This window comes from Sorangium sp. KYC3313 (assembly GCF_052075895.1).
GTDB lineage: Bacteria > Myxococcota_A > Polyangia > Polyangiales > Polyangiaceae > Sorangium > Sorangium cellulosum_B.
On record NZ_CP197255.1, the window covers coordinates 9,291,778 to 9,307,500 of the forward strand.

General features: G+C 72.1%; 11 protein-coding genes and 1 tRNA gene. 6 read left to right on the plus strand and 6 right to left on the minus strand.

The features are described from left to right. The first annotated feature begins 191 nt into the window (after positions 1-191). The 3 genes from ACSRUE_RS35135 to ACSRUE_RS35145 all read left to right on the plus strand — a co-directional run bounded on the left by ACSRUE_RS35135 (position 192) and on the right by ACSRUE_RS35145 (position 3,061). Complete coding sequence (locus ACSRUE_RS35135) at positions 192-926, plus strand: AgmX/PglI C-terminal domain-containing protein (protein WP_437768570.1); 735 nt, start codon at positions 192-194, stop codon at positions 924-926. A 196-nt stretch (positions 927-1,122) separates the two neighbouring features. After that, a complete protein-coding gene (locus tag ACSRUE_RS35140; protein WP_157906653.1) occupies positions 1,123-1,281 on the plus strand; it encodes a hypothetical protein in 159 nt (52 codons plus the stop codon). Positions 1,282-1,375: 94 nt separating this feature from the next. Beyond that, positions 1,376-3,061: a L,D-transpeptidase gene (locus ACSRUE_RS35145; protein ID WP_441287414.1), complete on the plus strand. Its 1,686-nt coding sequence runs from the start codon at positions 1,376-1,378 to the stop codon at positions 3,059-3,061. On the opposite strand, the gene ACSRUE_RS35150 is transcribed toward ACSRUE_RS35145, so the two are convergent. The 5 genes from ACSRUE_RS35150 to ACSRUE_RS35170 all read right to left on the minus strand — a co-directional run bounded on the left by ACSRUE_RS35150 (position 3,048) and on the right by ACSRUE_RS35170 (position 10,816). Then, positions 3,048-4,316: a pyridoxal phosphate-dependent aminotransferase gene (locus ACSRUE_RS35150; protein ID WP_441287415.1), complete on the minus strand. Its 1,269-nt coding sequence runs from the start codon at positions 4,314-4,316 to the stop codon at positions 3,048-3,050. The genes ACSRUE_RS35145 and ACSRUE_RS35150 overlap by 14 nt on opposite strands. Before the next feature lie 127 nt (positions 4,317-4,443). Beyond that, positions 4,444-6,879, minus strand: coding sequence for a S8 family serine peptidase (locus tag ACSRUE_RS35155; RefSeq protein ID WP_441287416.1), 2,436 nt, complete (start codon positions 6,877-6,879; stop codon positions 4,444-4,446). A gap of 90 nt (positions 6,880-6,969) precedes the next feature. Next, positions 6,970-8,502, minus strand: a complete 1,533-nt coding sequence (locus ACSRUE_RS35160) for an acyl-CoA carboxylase subunit beta (RefSeq protein ID WP_437768574.1) — start codon at positions 8,500-8,502, stop codon at positions 6,970-6,972. Between the two features lie 16 nt (positions 8,503-8,518). Continuing rightward, positions 8,519-9,922 carry a VWA domain-containing protein gene (locus ACSRUE_RS35165; protein WP_437768575.1) on the minus strand — a complete coding sequence of 468 codons (1,404 nt, stop codon included), beginning with the start codon at positions 9,920-9,922 and terminating at the stop codon, positions 8,519-8,521. 39 nt (positions 9,923-9,961) lie between these two features. Beyond that, positions 9,962-10,816 (minus strand): redoxin domain-containing protein, encoded by an 855-nt coding sequence (locus tag ACSRUE_RS35170; protein WP_441287417.1) that lies wholly within the window; start codon positions 10,814-10,816, stop codon positions 9,962-9,964. A gap of 24 nt (positions 10,817-10,840) precedes the next feature. Between ACSRUE_RS35170 and ACSRUE_RS35175 the strand changes: the two genes are divergently transcribed. The 3 genes from ACSRUE_RS35175 to ACSRUE_RS35185 all read left to right on the plus strand — a co-directional run bounded on the left by ACSRUE_RS35175 (position 10,841) and on the right by ACSRUE_RS35185 (position 12,960). Further along, positions 10,841-11,470, plus strand: a complete 630-nt coding sequence (locus ACSRUE_RS35175) for a hypothetical protein (RefSeq protein ID WP_441287418.1) — start codon at positions 10,841-10,843, stop codon at positions 11,468-11,470. An 848-nt stretch (positions 11,471-12,318) separates the two neighbouring features. Then, positions 12,319-12,392: transfer RNA gene (locus ACSRUE_RS35180), tRNA-Arg, on the plus strand. A gap of 43 nt (positions 12,393-12,435) precedes the next feature. Next, entirely contained in the window at positions 12,436-12,960 is a 525-nt protein-coding gene (locus tag ACSRUE_RS35185) for a nucleoside deaminase (RefSeq protein ID WP_437768578.1), read from the plus strand. Between the two features lie 24 nt (positions 12,961-12,984). Here the strand turns inward: ACSRUE_RS35185 and ACSRUE_RS35190 are convergent, their stop codons facing one another. Further along, on the minus strand, positions 12,985-15,354 hold the full coding sequence (locus tag ACSRUE_RS35190; RefSeq protein WP_441287419.1) for a transglycosylase domain-containing protein: 2,370 nt from the start codon (positions 15,352-15,354) through the stop codon (positions 12,985-12,987). Between the last annotated feature and the right edge of the window lie 369 nt (positions 15,355-15,723).

Genomic DNA, 15,723 nt, shown 5'->3' on the forward strand with positions numbered 1-15,723 from the left:
GTGGGCGGACCTGCACCGCTACGCCTCTACCGTGTGCGTCGCCGGCGCCTCCTGTCCGAGCGAGCGCGCGTTCGGAGCGGCGCGTCGGCGTTCGCGCCGGCGTAGAATCTCTCACACGCACTGCAGCGCGCGTTCCCCTCATCGCGCTCTTTTCGCCCAAGACGCGGCTCGTATAGAGTCCTCGTTCGATCATGAAATTCACGCACTTACTCAGGGGTACGATCACCGTCGTTGCTCTCTCGACGTTCGCGGCCCAGCTGGGCTGCGGCGGCGCCGCGCCCACGTCCGTGGCGCCGGTGATGGTCGACGCCGAGCCTGTCGAGACGTCGGGCCCGAAGATGAGCTCGGGTTCCGAGATCGGCGGCATGAACGAGGAGAAGGTGCAAGCGGCGTTCGAGCGCGCGTCGTCTCGGCTCTCGCGCTGCTACCAGAAAGGCGTCCAGCGGATCCCCTATCTCGGGGGCGAGATCCGCTTCAAGGTCCGGGTGACCGAGGAGGGCACGGCGCGCTGGGCGTTCGTGAAGGACTCCAACCTGGGCGATCGCGAGACCGAGGCGTGCATGCTGAGCGTCCTGAAGGCGACGAGGTGGCCGAAGCCGGTCGGCGGAGAGGGCCTGGCGGAGAACAGCTTCACCTTCGAGCCGAGCAGCGACGAGCGCCTGCCCGTGCCCTGGACGCCCGACCAGCTCGGGACGCCGTACAAGAAGGCGAGGCCGGCGCTCGCCTCGTGCCGGAGCCAGGCGGGCGCCAGCCAGATCAAGGCCACGCTCTACATCGACACCAACGGCAAGCCGCTCAGCGTGGGCGTGTCCAGCAACGACGAACGGGGCGAGGAGGCGGCCGAGTGTGTCGCCGGCGCGCTGCGCGAGATCACCTTCCCCTCTCCTGGCAGCTATGCATCGAAGGTGAGCGTCGACATCGAGTGACGTGACGCCGCGCACCGCCCGCAGCGATCGCCCGCACGCCGGGCTGGCCGCTGGCGGAGGTGTCCGACAGGCGTGCCGCTGCGCGCTGCGCCCCGCCCTGTCCGGCGCGGCGAGGGTCGCAGGGCTCGTCCATTGGCCACGAAATCTACCGCCCTTGCTGGCAGCGCGCGCCGCGGGACTGCGCTACGCTCTCGTCGTGGGCAAGGTCCTCCGGCAGATCCTGGTGCTCTTGTGGAAGGTGGCTCGCCTCGTCCTGTGGAAGTGGCTGAAGCCGCGCCTCATGAGGTTCGCGATGATCACGGCGGCGCTCGTCGGGGTCATCCTGCTCGTGGTGGCCGTGCTCGGCAGGCTCTAGCGGCGAGCGCGGCTCCCCGGCTGGCAGCCGCCGGCGGCGCGGCTGTCGTTCGCTTGTCCGCGGCCGCATCCGGCAACTAGTCTCTCCTGCTTGCATGGCTAGCGCACCGCCTTCCTTCCTCCTCGCGGCCCTGACGTGCGCGATCGCGTCGGGGGGCGCCGCGGCTTGCTCCGAAGAGAGCCCCGCCGAGCCGGCGCCTGCCTCGCTCGAGGCGGACGACCTGCGGACGCCCGCCGAAGCGGACGCGCCGCGCGTGTCCTCGGGAGCGGTCGCGCCGCGCGCCGCGATCGTCGAGGCGGCGCACGTCACGAAGGCGCCGGCCCCGGCCCAGGCGGAGGCCGACGCGCCGCCCGCGGCGAGCGCGGCGGCAACGACGCCGCCCGCCAGCGCGGCGGCGGAAGGCGCGCGCATCTACTCCAAGGCGCGGTTTGCGTGGATCAACCCTGGCCCTTACCCGACGCGGGGCTGGAGCGGCTACCTGGGGCTCGGCGGCTCCGTCGCGCTGCGCGGCGGCAGCGTCGAGGCCGCGCGGACGCCGGGCGAAGGGTGCAACGCGTGGTACGCCATCGAGCCGCGGGGCTACGTCTGCGCCGGCGCCAGCGCCGCGGTCGACCCGAACGACCCGGTCGTGGCCGCGCTGCGGCCGCACGCGCCCAGGGTCGACTCCCCGTGGCCCTATGACTACGCGGAGTCGACCGGCGCGCCGCGCTACCCGCAGCTCCCGAGCGCGAAGGAGCAGCGGCGCTCCGAGTGGGACCTCGAGGAGCACCTCGCGAACATCGCGAAGGCGCGCGCCGCCGAGGGCGCCGGCGACGAAGCCATCCGCGAGATCGACGAGGCCCTCGTGGGCGTCGACCTGAAGCCCGCGGGGGTCGCCGCTCCGGCGCTGTTTCCTTTCGGCGGCCTCGTGCGCGAGGGGCGCGACCGGATCGTGAACGGCTCGACGGTGGCGTTCACCCGCGCGTTCGACGCGCAGGATCGGACCTGGGTGGTGACCTCGGACCAGGCGTACATGCCGAAGGATCGCCTGAAGCCCTACCCGCGCTCGAGCTTCCAGGGCGTCTGGCTGAAGGACGGGCGTTCGCTCCCGCTCGCGTTCTTCCGCAAGACCGATCGGCCGAAGTACCAGCGGGGCGCCGGCGGCCGCTTCGAGCCGACCGGCGCGTCGTTCGCGCGGCTCGCCTCGGTCGGGCTCACCGGTCGCGCCGAGGTCGAGGACGGCGAGCGGCTCCTCGAGACGCAGGAGCCGGGGGTCTACGTGCGCGCGGACGACGCCGTCGTGATCGAGGCGGCGAAGAGGTCGCCGCTCGAGGGCGACGGCGATCCGTCGTCGCCGCGCAAGTGGATCGAGGTGAGCGTGCTCGGCGGCTGGTTCGTCGCCTACGAAGAGCTCACCCCGGTCTTCGCGACGCTCATCTCACCGGGGCGCGGCGGCGTCCCGAGGCAGGGCATCCCCGCCATCGAGACCGCGGCGACGCCGACCGGACGCTTCCGCATCGACGGGAAGTTCGTGACGGCGACGATGGTCTCGAGCACGAACGACAGGATCGTCCACTCCGAGGTGCAGTTCGTGCAGAACTTCAGCGGGCCTCACGCGCTGCACGGCGCGTACTGGCACGACGCCTGGGGCGAGCCGAAGAGCGGCGGCTGCGTCAACCTCGCCCCCATCGACGCGAAGCAGATGTTCGCCTGGACCGACCCGCCGGTGCCGGAGGGATGGCACGGCCTGCGGGCCTCCCGCGACGCCGGCCGTTCCACGGTGGTCCTCATTCACCGCTGATCGCGCGCGCGATCCGGCCCACGAGCCGCAGCGCGGCTTCCGCGAACACGTCCGGATCGAGCAGCAGGCCGACCACGAGGAAGCCGTCGCGCGGCATATCGAAGAAGTAGCCGGGGTGGACGATGATCCCCTCGTCGCGCACGAGGAGCTCGACCCAGCCGTCCTCGTCGTGCACGCGCGGGACCTCCAGCGTCGCGTACCAGCCGCCGTCGATCGGGAGCCGCCGGACCGCGCCCCCGGCGCGCGCGGCGATCGCCGCGTCGAGCGCGGCTAGGTTGGCCTGCACGCGCGACAGGATCGCGCGCTGGACGGGCGCCCGCGAGGCGAGGATCTCCGGCAGCGCGAGCTGCACCGGGGTGCCGACCGAGAGGTAGGTGTCCGCGATGACCTCGAGCCGCTCCAGCGCCGCCGCGGCGAGCTCCGGCGGCCCCGAGACCGCGATCCAGCCGAGCTTGAGCTGCGGCAGCGCCATCACCTTGGAGAGCCCGCTCAGCACGAAGGTCAGCGCCTGCCGCGCGCCGGCGAAGCTCGGCAAGCGGTCCGGGGCGAGGTCTCCGTGGGCGTAATCCCCGAAGACCTCGTCGACGATCAGCGCCAGCCCGCGCTCCCTGGCGCACGCCTCGAGCGCGGCCGCGTCGTCGCGGCGCACGAACGAGCCGGTCGGGTTGTTCGGATGGACGAGCACCACCGCGCGCGTCCGCTCGCCGGCCGCGCGCTCGAGCGCGCCGAGGTCGATGCGCCATCCTTCCTCCCTGAGGAGCGGGTAGGGCGTGAGCGCGACGTCCTCGAGGCAGGCAAGGTACTCGAGGAGCGGGTACGACGGCACGGGGACGAGCACGTCGTCGCCGCGCTCGGCGAGCAGCTTGAGCAGCCAGCCGTACGCTTCGCTGGTGCTGGCCGTCAGCACGACGCTCGACGGATCCACGTCGAGCCCGCGCTCCTGGTAGTAACGCGACACCGCGGCGCGCGCCGCCGGATCGCCGAGCGGCAGCGGCGCGTACCGCTCGCCGCGCGGCTCGCCGAGCGGCGCGATGAGGTGAGCCGTCTCGACGATCCCGCAGCGCGTCGGGTTCGACTCGGTGAAATCGACGAGCGCGCGCCCCGCCCCGCGCGCCTCGGCGAGCACGGACGCGAGGCTGTTGCCCGAGAGATCCCAGCCTGTGCGCGCCGCGAACCGCGGCGGCCGGGGCGCGCGCGCGTGTCCCGCGTCCGCGTCTGCCGCGGGAGGTCGATCCAGGATCACCCGTCTCTCCATGCGTCCATGCTCCATCGCCGTCGTGCTCTACCCCGCCCCGCCGGTCGGCCACCGTGACACGGACGGCGCCGGACGGCAGCCGCGCGCGCACCCGGGCGACGCAACGGCGCGCGGGCAGCGGGGGTGCTCAGCCGCGGCGCCGCCGGCGGGCAGCGGACGCCGCCACGAGGACGCTCGCGAGGCCCCAGGCGGCGCGGCTCGACGGCGGCGCGCGGTCCGGACCAGCCGCGGCCCAGGTGCACGCGCCGCTGGTCGCCTCGATCTCTCCGTTCGCCATCCAGACGTCGCTCCCGACCGGGAGCTCGCGCGCGCCGAGCGAGGCGCCGTCGTAGAGCACGTCGACGGCCAGCGTCGCCCCTCCGGAGCCGCGCGGCGCGGCGACCGCGAACTGCCATAGCCCGCGGCGCACCTCCCGGAGCGGCGTGTGCATCACCCCGCCGCGGACGGCGACCGTGAGCTTCCCATCGACGCCCCTCACCGGGGCGCCGTCAGGGCGTCGCAGCTCGATCGTCCCCCAGACCGGCCACGACGGGTCGGGCCTCGCGTAGGTGCTCGACAGCACGTACCAGCTCTTGTCGAGCGCCGGCTCGTTCCCGCCGGTCTCGGCGGCCTCGAGCGCGAGGCGCGCGCCTTCGAGATCGAGCACGCCGGGACCGAGCTGCGCGTCGAGCGGCACGGCGCCCCTCGGATACCGCGCGCCTGCCTGGAGCGCCTCCGTGACCTCCGCCTGGCTCAGGTTCGGGTTGACCTGGAAGAGGAGCGCGATCGCCCCTGCGACCTGCGGCGCCGCCATGGACGACCCAGACGCGATCGCGTGGTGGTCGTCGACGACGAAGCACGGCTCGTCGCCGGGGCACCCGGGCGTATCGAACAGCCCTCCGGGATCGTCGCGCGGGTCGACGCCGCTGGCCATGGCGGCCGCGACCAGGCCGCCGGGCGCGCTGATCTCCGGCTTGGCCACGCCGAACGGCGTGGGGCCAGCCGCGCTGAAGTAGCAGGCGCTGTCCTCTTCGATGTCCACGCCGTCGAGGCTCGTGAGGCGCACGCTCGTGGAGCTCCCCTGCGGCTGCCAGCGGACGCGGTTGATGGTGCACCCCACGGCGAGCAGCCCAGGGTGGCTCGCGGGCACGTTGATCGTCCCTTGCTTGATGGCGCGGGGGAACAGGAGCCCGAGATCGTGCGACGGCGAGACGTCGCCGAGCCCCGTCACCCAGAGCTGCGCGTCCCCTTGGCCTCGCAGGCGGATCGCGAACTCGCCCGCCTTCCACGCCCCGCTGAAGGCCACGACGGCGCTGTTCGTCGCCGCGGTGATGGGCGACTTCCCGTTCGCGAGCCGGTTGATGACCGCGCCGGTCGTCTCGCCGTCGTCGCCGGTGTAGCCGGCGTCGTCTCCTGGCTCGATCAGACCGATCCACGCCTCGCCGCCTGGCCCGTCGAGGCCGACCGACACCTCGTCCCCGGGCCGGAAGGTGATCCAGACGTATCCTTCGCCGCGCTCGGCGCTCGGGGTGCGGATGGGCACGCGCGTCTCGGCGTGCGCCGAGACGTGAGCCTCGGTGTGGATCCCGAGCGGCCCTTCGCCATCGATCTCGTACGTCGCACCGCTGTTGCCGGCGGCGACGACGATCGCCCGCCCCGGATGAGCGCTGCCGACCATCGCGGCGAGCCCCGCCTCGAGCGGGCTCGTCCCGTCGTGGGGCCCGAAATCGCTCCCGACGCTCAGGTTGACGACCGCCGGCATGTTCAGCTCGTCGGCGCGGTCGAAGATGAACTGCACCGCCTTGAGGATGTCCGGATCGTCGAAGCCCTCGCCGGGCCGCGCGGGCGCGGCGATGATCAGCGTCGCGGCGGGCGCCACCCCGACGTACCGCGGCCGCTCCGAGACCATCGGCCCGCCGTTGCCTGCCGCGATGGATGCCACGTGCGTGCCGTGCCCCGCGATATCGCGGAGGATGCCGGGCTTGCTCTGCGCAAGCATGGCGTCGATGTCGGCGTCGGAGAAGATCGCGCACGCCGACTGATCCGGATCGTCGCACCCGTACGTGTGCTCGAGCGCCGCGTGCAGCCCCTTCGGCCTTCCGGCCTGCAGCATCCATCGGATCCGTGTCTTGCCGTCCTTGTCTCGAAAATCCGGGTGGGTCACGTCGAGGCCGGTATCGACGACGCCCACGACCACCCCCTTGCCGTCCGCGCCGGTGGCCTTCCTGTACGGCTCCACGCGGATCCACCCCTTGGACCGATCCAGCAGGGGCCGCCGCGGCGGTCCTGTGAGCAGCCTCAGCTCCGGGTGCGCGGCGGAGAAGGCGCCGACGTCGCCAGGCGCGAGCCGGATGGTCCCGAAGCCCGGCGCGACCTGGAGCAGCCCGAGCGCTCGCGCGTCGGCGCCGGCGGGCAGCGGCACCATCATGGGGATGCGCCCGCGCGGATCGGCGAGCGGGTGCCGACCCAGGCGCGAGCCGAGCAGGCGCGCCACCGCCGGGGCCGGGACGTCGGCACGCGCTTCACCCGCCGCGAGGGCGAGGCCGAGCAGCGCGATGGAGAGCGGAAACCTGCGGGCGAGCACGCCGCGAGTCTACACCACGTCCGCGCGCGGCCGAGGTCACGAAGGGCGCCGCCCTCGCCGCGCGCTCTCCGGAGCGCGCCGCGGGCCGCTTCACACCGGCGGCACGAGGTGCTTCTTTCGCGGCCTCTCCTCGATCTTGCCGGCGTACCGCTCGAAGCGGCGCGCCACCTCGCGGCGGAGGTTCGCCGTCGGGATGATCGCGTCGATCACGAGCTCGCTCGCGAGCTTCTCCAGATCGACGTCGGCCCGGTACTCCTCGCGCAGCTTCTGGACGAGCGCCTCGCGCTCGGGCCCCGCCGGGATCGCCTGGATCTTGTTGAAGTAGACGGCGTTCACCGCGGCGCTCGGCCCCATCACCGCGATCGAGGCCGAGGGCAGGGCGATGCACTCGTCGGGCGCGAACGCCGGCCCGCACATCGCGTAGAGCCCGGCGCCGTACGCCTTGCGCACGACGACGGACAGCTTCGGCACGCTCGCCTCGCTCACCGCGGCGATCATCTTCGCCCCGGCCCGGATGATCCCCTGCCTCTCGACGACGGTCCCGATCATGAAGCCGGGCACGTCGGCGAGGTAGAGGAGCGGGATGTTGAAGGCGTCGCACAGCCAGATGAACCGCGCCGCCTTGTCGGCCGAGTCGACGAACAGCACGCCGCCCTTGTATTTCGGCTGGTTCGCGACGATGCCGACCGCGCGTCCCTCCACGCGCGCGAGCCCCGTGACGATCTCCCGGGCGTAGAGCTTCTTGATCTCGACGAAGCTGCCCTCGTCGATGATCGCGTCGATCACGGCCATGATGTCGAACGGCTTGTTCTCGTCGGCGGGGATCACGTCCTCGAGCGGCCGCTGCCCTGGCTTCTCCGGCCTCGGCGCGACGCGGGGCGCGGTCTCGGCGGAGCTCTGCGGCATCAGCGCGAGGTAGCGCTTCGCGAAGGCGATCGCCTCCTCCTCGGTCTTCACCAGGACGTCGCCGCACCCGGAGACCGAGCAGTGCATGCGCGCTCCGCCGAGCTCTTCGAGCGTGACCTTCTCGCCGATCACCATCTCCGCCATGCGCGGAGAGCCCAGGTACATGCTCGCGTTGCTCTCGACCATGCACACGACGTCGCAGAACGCCGGGATGTAGGCGCCCCCCGCCGCCGACGGGCCGAACAGCAGGCAGATCTGCGGCACGAGGCCGCTCAGCTCGACCTGGTTGTAGAAGATCCGGCCCGCGCCGCGCCGCCCGGGGAACATCTCGATCTGGTCGGTGATGCGCGCCCCCGCGGAGTCGACGAGGTAGAGCAGCGGGCACCGGAGGCGCCGCGCGGTCTCCTGCACGCGCAGGATCTTCTCGACGGTGCGGCGCCCCCACGAGCCGGCCTTCACCGTCGAGTCGTTCGCCATCACGCACACGGGGCGCCCGCCCACCGTCCCGGTGCCCGTGATGACGCCGTCGGCCGGCAGCTCGGGATCCAGCGCGTTGGCGAGCGCCGCGTCCTCGATGAAGCTGCCTTCGTCGACGAGCAGCGCGACGCGTTGCCGCGCGAACAGCTTGCCCTGTTCCGCGTTCTTGTCGTGGTACTTCTGCGCGCCTCCCTTCTCGATGCGCGCCGTGAGATCCCGCAGCTTCTGATCGAGCGACATGGCGCGACCCATAGCCCTAAGCGCGCCGGGCGACCACCTCCCGCGCCGCCGATTCGAGCTCCCGCGCCGTCCGGGCGACCAGCACCTTCGTCGACGCGGCGGCGTAGCGCGGCATCGCGCTGTCTCCCGTCCCCCAGGCGCCCGGCCCCTCGGGACACAGCCACAGGAGCGCCCGCGCCCGGTCACGGAGCCTCCTCACGACCTCCGCCTCGTCCGCGAAGTAGTTCGTGCGCCCGTCGCCCAGGATCACGAGGGTCACCCGCCGGTCCACGTCACGCCCGTGTCGCTCCTCGAAGGCCAGCAGGGCGCGCCCGTAATTCGAGTTGTGCGCCCGGCTCACCACCGCGCCGCGCTGGATCCGATCGAGCGCCGAGCTCGCCGGCAGCGCCTCGAAGAGCTCGGTCGTCTCGGCGAGCTCGCTCACGAAGACGAACGATCGCGTCCGGTCGAAGAGCTCCTGCGCCGCGCAGACGAACTCGAGCATGAACCGCGCGGCGACGCGGACCGAGTCCGACACGTCGCACAGGATCATCAGGCGCGGCTTGTCGCGCCGCCGCGCTCGACGCGCCGGCTGGAACGGCACGCCGCCGGTCTGGAGGCTGCGCCTCAGCGTCCGGTGGGGATCGATCCTCCCGCGCCGCGCGCGGCGCCTCCGGAGCCGCTCCGCGCCCCGGAGCCGCACGGACAGCTCCTTCACGGCGCGGCGCACCTCCTCCATCTCGCCCTCGCCGAGCGAGGCGAACGGCACATCCATGCGGCCCTGGGCAGCTGGCTCTTCGCCCTCGAAGCGCCGGAGCGACAGCGTCACGTGCTCGCGCACGCGGCGCCGCATCCGCTCCAGCTCGGCGGCGAGCGCCTCCGCCAGCGCCCTCCCCCGCTCCTCGCCGAGGGCCTCCTCGAGCGCGCTCCGGATCCGCCGCAGCGCGCTGGCGGCGGCCGGCACCCCGAGCTGATCCATCACCCGCTGCGCGAAGAACCCGACCTGGAGCGAGCTCGTCATCGGCGCGAGCACGCGCGCGATCCCGGCCGCCTGGAGCGCTCGGTCGAGCTCCCCTGCGGTCCCCGCGAGCGCCTGGAACGCGATCGCGTCGCCCGAGGCGCCGCTCCGCTCCGCCGCCGCGCTCAGCAGATCGCGCAGGGCGGAGAGCTCTCCATCCGAGAACCCTCGCTCCCGCAGGCGCCCCCACAGATCGCCGACGTGCGCGCCCGCGGGGGAGAAGAAGCGATCGAAGCAGGCGCGGTACCGGCCGAGATCGGCGGCGCGCTCGACGATCACCGCGCCGATGGCGTCGCGCAGCGTCCCTCGGTCGCCGAACCCGACGAGGGCGCACGCGCGCGCGACATCGATGGCCTGCGCCGTCGAGACGGCGAAGCCGTCGCGGCGCAGCGCCCAGAGGAACTCGTCGATGGAGAGGAGCATGGAGAGCGTACCGGTCCAGCCGGCGCGGCCCCGCGGCGGCTACGGCGCCGGCGCGGGCTCCGCGAGCAGCGCCTTGAGGAGCTTCTCGACCTCGGCGTGCCGGGTCGGGTCGTACCCGACCACCACGTCCCGGATGACGCCCTTCTTGTCGATCACGAACATCGTGGGGAGCGCCTTGACGCCGTAGGCCGCGGAGGTCGACTCCGACGCGTCCGCCGCGACCGCGTAGCGCATCGAGAGGGCCTGCGCTGTCTTCGTCGCGACGCTCACGTCGTCGGTCGTCACGCCCACGACCCGCAGCCCCTGCGCGGCGTACGCCGCGTGCCACGCCGAGAGCTGCGGGGCCATCAAGCGGCACGGCGCGCACCAGGTCGCCCAGAAATCGAGCAGCACCACGTTTCCGCGCAAGGCCCCGATGTTCGCCGGGACGGTCCCTCCGACGGTGGTGAGCGACCTCCAGGCTGGCGCGAACGTGCCGATCTTGTCGAGGCGAAGGATCTGATCGTGCCCGGGGAACGGCACCAGCGTCGGCGCGACGTCTCGCTCTCGTCCGCCGCGCCGGATCCGGAGGTTCACCACGTTCCCAGGCCCCGCGAGCGCGACACGCGCGACGAGCTGCTTTGGCTCGTCGAGCTGGACGCCATCCGCCGCGATGACCTGATCTCCGTCCACGATGCCCACCTTGGCCGCCGGCGAGCTGGTGACGACGTGCTTCGCGACCACCCCCCCGGCCGCGCCTGGCTCCAGCTCCACGCCCAGCCAGGCGCGGCGGGACACCCCCTCGGCGGCTGCGTGCGGGGCGCCTCCCAGCAGCGCAGCGCCCGACAGCGACACCAGCGTGGCGGCCGAGAGGGCGCGCCATGCGCGGCCTCGCCTGGAAGAGGCCAGGTACATCCGGGCAGTGTAGCATCTCGACCGGTGCGGTCCCGAACCCACCTCTCTGCGTGGTGCGCGCTCGCTGCAGCGTCGCTCGTCTCGATGACGCTCTCGACGGAGGCGCGGGTCCGCTCCGGGTGGCCCCCCCTGCCGCTGGGCTGTGCGCCGCCCCCGCCGTCCCCGGCCCCCGCTCACGTCGCGGGGACCACGGAGTGGATCGGACGCGGCTCCAGCTCCATCCCCGAGGCGCGCGCGCCGGCCCCGGCCCCCGCCGCGTCGCCGGCCGCGGCGCCCTCGGCGTGGGAGCTCGCCGGGCAGCTCGCGAGCTTCCAGCCCGTCACGGGTCGAGCGCGCTCCCAGCACTTCACCGGCGAGATGGAGGCGGAGGTGAGGGTCAACGCGGCGGCTGCGCCCTACCCGCAGCTCGGGCCGGATCGCGTTCTCCCCTCCGGCGCGGCCGTGGTCGAGTTCCACTACCGGGCGGGCGCATCGGAGCCGGACACGCTCCTGGCCATGGTGAAGCGACCGGCTGGCTATGACCCCGACGGCGGCAACTGGGAGTACCTCGTCCTCACACCCCAGGGCACCTCCACCCACCGCGGCGCTCTGCCCCTCTGCAAACGCTGTCATGCCGACGCCCCGCACGACCACCTCTTCGGCGGTCCCCGGTAGGCGCTCGCGTGGCCCGCGACAGCGCGACGCGTCACTGCGTCCGTTGGCCGGGGCTCTTGGTCCGCAAAGATTGCGAAACCTGGCATGGCACGCGACACCGCTGCCCGAGCACTCGCCGGACACGGATCCACGACAGCCGAAGAAACCGCGGCGAAACGTGAGCATTCCGCTGGACGTACGCGCGCGCGAGGACGCGCCGAGGAGGAGGCCGCGAGATGGCACAGAGGCTGCTCCAGGCGGAATTGACCGTGTTCTGCGCTGTGGGCTGCAGCGTGTCTCGGTCCTCCTCCCCTCGTGACGGGCCTCACTAGCTTGTGCTTGGTCGTTCAGCGGGCGCCATCCCGCCTCTCCATGGCGCCGCTGCTGCTTGGCTTACGGCTTTTTCCCGTTTCGTCAGCTTGGCCTGCTCATCTCGTGGTGCGCTTCTAGCTTCGCTTGCCCTTCGAGAGCGTGTGAAAGCGCGCGGCCATTCCGTGACGGAGTCGCCGCGCGCCCTGTTTTTGTCCTGCGCTTGTTGCCCGCCGCCAGCTTCGGGTGCGTCACGCGCATGGCCCGCCCCGCTCGCCTGCCGCGCCCCGCGGCGGCTCAACCTCGCGGATTGGGATCAGCCTTTGCGGGCGAGAAGGCTCGGCCCTTCGGGGAACTCGCCAGGGCGCGAGACGCGAGGGCGACGAAGGAACGACCTCGGCCGCGAACGCCGCGCATCCGAGCAGACGCCCTCAGGCCTCGATCACTTTTCCTTTGACAGCTCGCTCAGGGGCGTATAAACGCCGGCACTCACTTCGCGCAACCGAGCGCGACGCGGGAGTGCGGTGGCGTAGCCACGTCTTGCACTTGTTTTCACCAGAGCGCCCATAGCTCAGCTGGATAGAGCATCGGCCTACGAAGCCGGGGGTCGGAAGTTCGAATCTTCCTGGGCGCGCCTGATCGGTCGTGTAAAAGGTCCTGAGCCTCTGATGGATGTCATGGATGACGGAGCGGATTTGCTCCTCTCCCCTGTGGCACAGCCGGAGGAACCAGCGAGCGTCGACGCGCTGTGGATGCGCGAGGCGCTCGCGGAGGCCGAGGCTGCGGCAGGTGCCGGTGACGTCCCCGTGGGGGCGCTCATCGTCGACGCGGCGGGGACGGAGCTGGCGCGCGGTCGAAACCGTCGTGAGATCGACCAGGATCCGACCGGTCACGCCGAGGTGGACGCGCTGCGGGCGGCGGCCAGGCGGCTTGGTCATTGGCGCCTCGAAGGGGCGACGGTCTACGCGACGCTGGAGCCGTGTCCCATGTGCGCCGGCGCGCTCGTCAATGCCAGGATTGCGCGGCTCGTCTACGGCTGCCCGGACCCGAAGGCGGGCGCGGTCGACACGCTCTTCGCGATCGGGCGCGACAACCGGCTCAACCATCGCTTCGCGGTCACGTCGGGCGTGCTCGCAGACGAGTGCGCCGGCGTGCTCCGCGCGTTCTTCGCGAAGCTCCGGACCGCCGCGTCGAAGCGCTGACGGCCCGACCCGCGCGGGCGGGCGTCAAGGCGCCGCCCAGGCGCCCCCCTCGTCCTCTCCCGATCTGTCCTCGCCGGCCTCACCGCCGTCCTCGGACGGCTGACGGGGCGCCAGGTGAGGCGCAGGGGAGCCTCGTACCACGACCTCCTGGAGCCCCTTCTCCAGCTCCTCGTCGGAGATCCGCTGACGCCTGTGCGCGATCTGCATGAGCTTGCGCAGGTACCCGCTCCACGCAGCGGTGACCTCGCCGTTCGCATCGAAGTGCTGCACGCGCGGGTTTGGGAGGATCGAGGCGATGTACAGCGCCTGTCCGAGCGAGAGCTGCGCCGCCGACGCATTGAAGTAGTGCCGCGCGGCGGCGCCGATGCCGTAGACCAGCGGCCCGAACTCCACCGCGTTCAGGTAGAGCTCCATGATCTGCTCCTTGGTGAGCTCCTGCTCGAGGTACATGGTGAGCAAGGTTTCCTGGAGCTTGCGTGCCACGCTCTTGGTCCGCTCGAGGTAGAGGTTCTTGGCGAGCTGCATGCTGACGGTGCTCGCCCCCCGCACGAACCTCCTCTTCCGGAGGTTCTCGCGGATCGAGTTCTTGATGGCTTCCTCGTCGAACCCGTGGTGCCGGTGGAAGGCGCCGTCCTCCGTGGTCAGCACGGCGACCTCCATGAACCGGGAGATGTCCTCGTAGGGGACCCAATCGGCGGTCCCTGGCCCGGACTCGATGTCGACGCGCTTGCCGCCGGGCCCGTAAACCAGGCGCCGGAACGCGCGCTTGAAGCGATCGACGCCGAGCTCCGGCGGCATCTCCGTCACGCGGCATGTGTTGGAGATGTCCCAGTCAAGCAAAAAATTCCGGTCGAGGTTCGCGGTATCGAACCGGAGCTTCCCTTCGATCCCGAACGAGCCGGCGAGCCTCATTCCGTGGAGCTTCGCCACGATCCCTTTGGGCGCCGAATCCAGCATCGACTGGCAAGGCGTGAGGGGCACCTCGAAGGTGCCGCGGACCCGGTGTGAGTCCCCGGCGCGCTCGTACTCGCCGCGCGCGATCAGCCTCAGCGCACCGAGGTCGACCTCGGCGTCCTCGGCGACGAGCTTGGACCCGTCGAGCTTGCCGTTCGCCTTCGCTCGCCATGCCAGATCGAGGCCTGCGATGGGCTCGTCTGCCAGGGCCGCGCTCCGCAGGGAGAGGTTTTTCAGCCTTCCTTCGCCGTCGACGCCGAGCGTCTGGCCGTCGGCCGAAAGGACGACCCGCGCGCGGCTGACGATCGACGTCCGCGCCACATCGAACAGGCCCATGTCCCCTTCACGGACGCCGAGGGTGGAGAGCCAGATGGGTCCGCCCTGCACGTCGGCGACGATCTCTTGCGGGGTCTCCTTCGCGTCGCTGAGCGGCACGCGAAGGCGAAAGGTGAGCGCTTGCTGGGCGTCGGCGCCGGCGGCCGCGATCGCGGCCTCTCCAGGCGAAAGCTCCACCACGAGCGAGCCTGCCTCGCGCCGCACGGCGAGGTGCCCCGGTCCCAGGTTGAGGTGATCGGCGTCGCGCCGGAGGCGCGCGGTGACACCTGCGACGTCGACCTTGGCGTCCTTGCCGAGCGCCAGATCGATGCCCTGCGCCGCCCGCAGGAGGGCTTCTCGAACTGCAGCCCCTCGATTCCGCCCCGCATCGGCCCCGTTGCCGCGCTCGGCCGTCCTCGTCAGCTGTGCCGGATGGGTGCGCCCGCTCTGCTCGGGCACGACCTGAGGTTCAGGAGTCACCTCCGGGAGCGCCACGTTCGCGTCGATGGAGTCGGCCGAGAGCTCGCTCACCTGGTACCGTCCCTGCTCCCGGGCGAGCACCAGCCGGCCGTGCCGGACCGAGAAGGCGGCCCGTCCCAGGGACAGGATCGCTTCGCGCGCCGCGATGGCTGTCCGCCCTCCCGCGCGCGACAGGTGCACGTTGTCGGCCGACAGGCTCTCCGCGGGCGAGTCGGCCCGATCGGTCCAGACGAGCCGCAAGCCCTCCAGCTCGGTGCTACCGCCCCCCTCGCTCGTCGCGGTGCCGGCACGTCCTGCCGGCTGCCCCCCCCGCCAGGTCTCCAGCTCGTGGAGGATGGCCTCGCGTGGGCCGACGGCGGAGACCGTCCCCCCGCGCATCGTCACGCGCCGTCCCGAGACACCCAGCGCGACGGCGACCTCCTCGAGGCGGATGGCAATGCTCGGCGCCCCGCGGAGCCGGACGTCCACCCCCTTCAGGGAGACGCCGCTCCAGGTCGGCCGAACCTGGTCGATCGACAGCGATGCCCCGTACCGATCAGCCGCCTGCTCGGCCTGGTAGCGCACAAAAGGGGCGAACCCGACGACGAGCCCGCCACAGAGGGCCCCCCCGGCGACCGCAGCGATTCTCCTGCGCTTGAATCCCAAGGTTCCCCTAGGGTAGCAACGCCTGGCGGCCGGAAGAAACTCGCAGCGTCATCTCGATCTCGCGCCGCCGTCCCCTGCCGGCCCCTGCGCCGGCACCTTTTCTCACGCGGCGTGCGGCGCCGCACGCCGCGCGAACACCCAGAGCTGAGACCGGAGAAAATTCAAGCCGGACAACAAAAGCGAAAGCCCTCAACAGGCTCCTGGCGCACGTCGGAAAAACGATCGCGGCGGTCGCAACCGCGCCGCGTTGACCAGAAGCAGCGCCACGAAGCCCCAAGGTGGCCTCGGCGCCGCGAAGATGCCGCAGAACGCATCCCGAGCACCAGGCACAATGGACAAAAAAAACCTGCGCACGGCTCTCACCGTGCG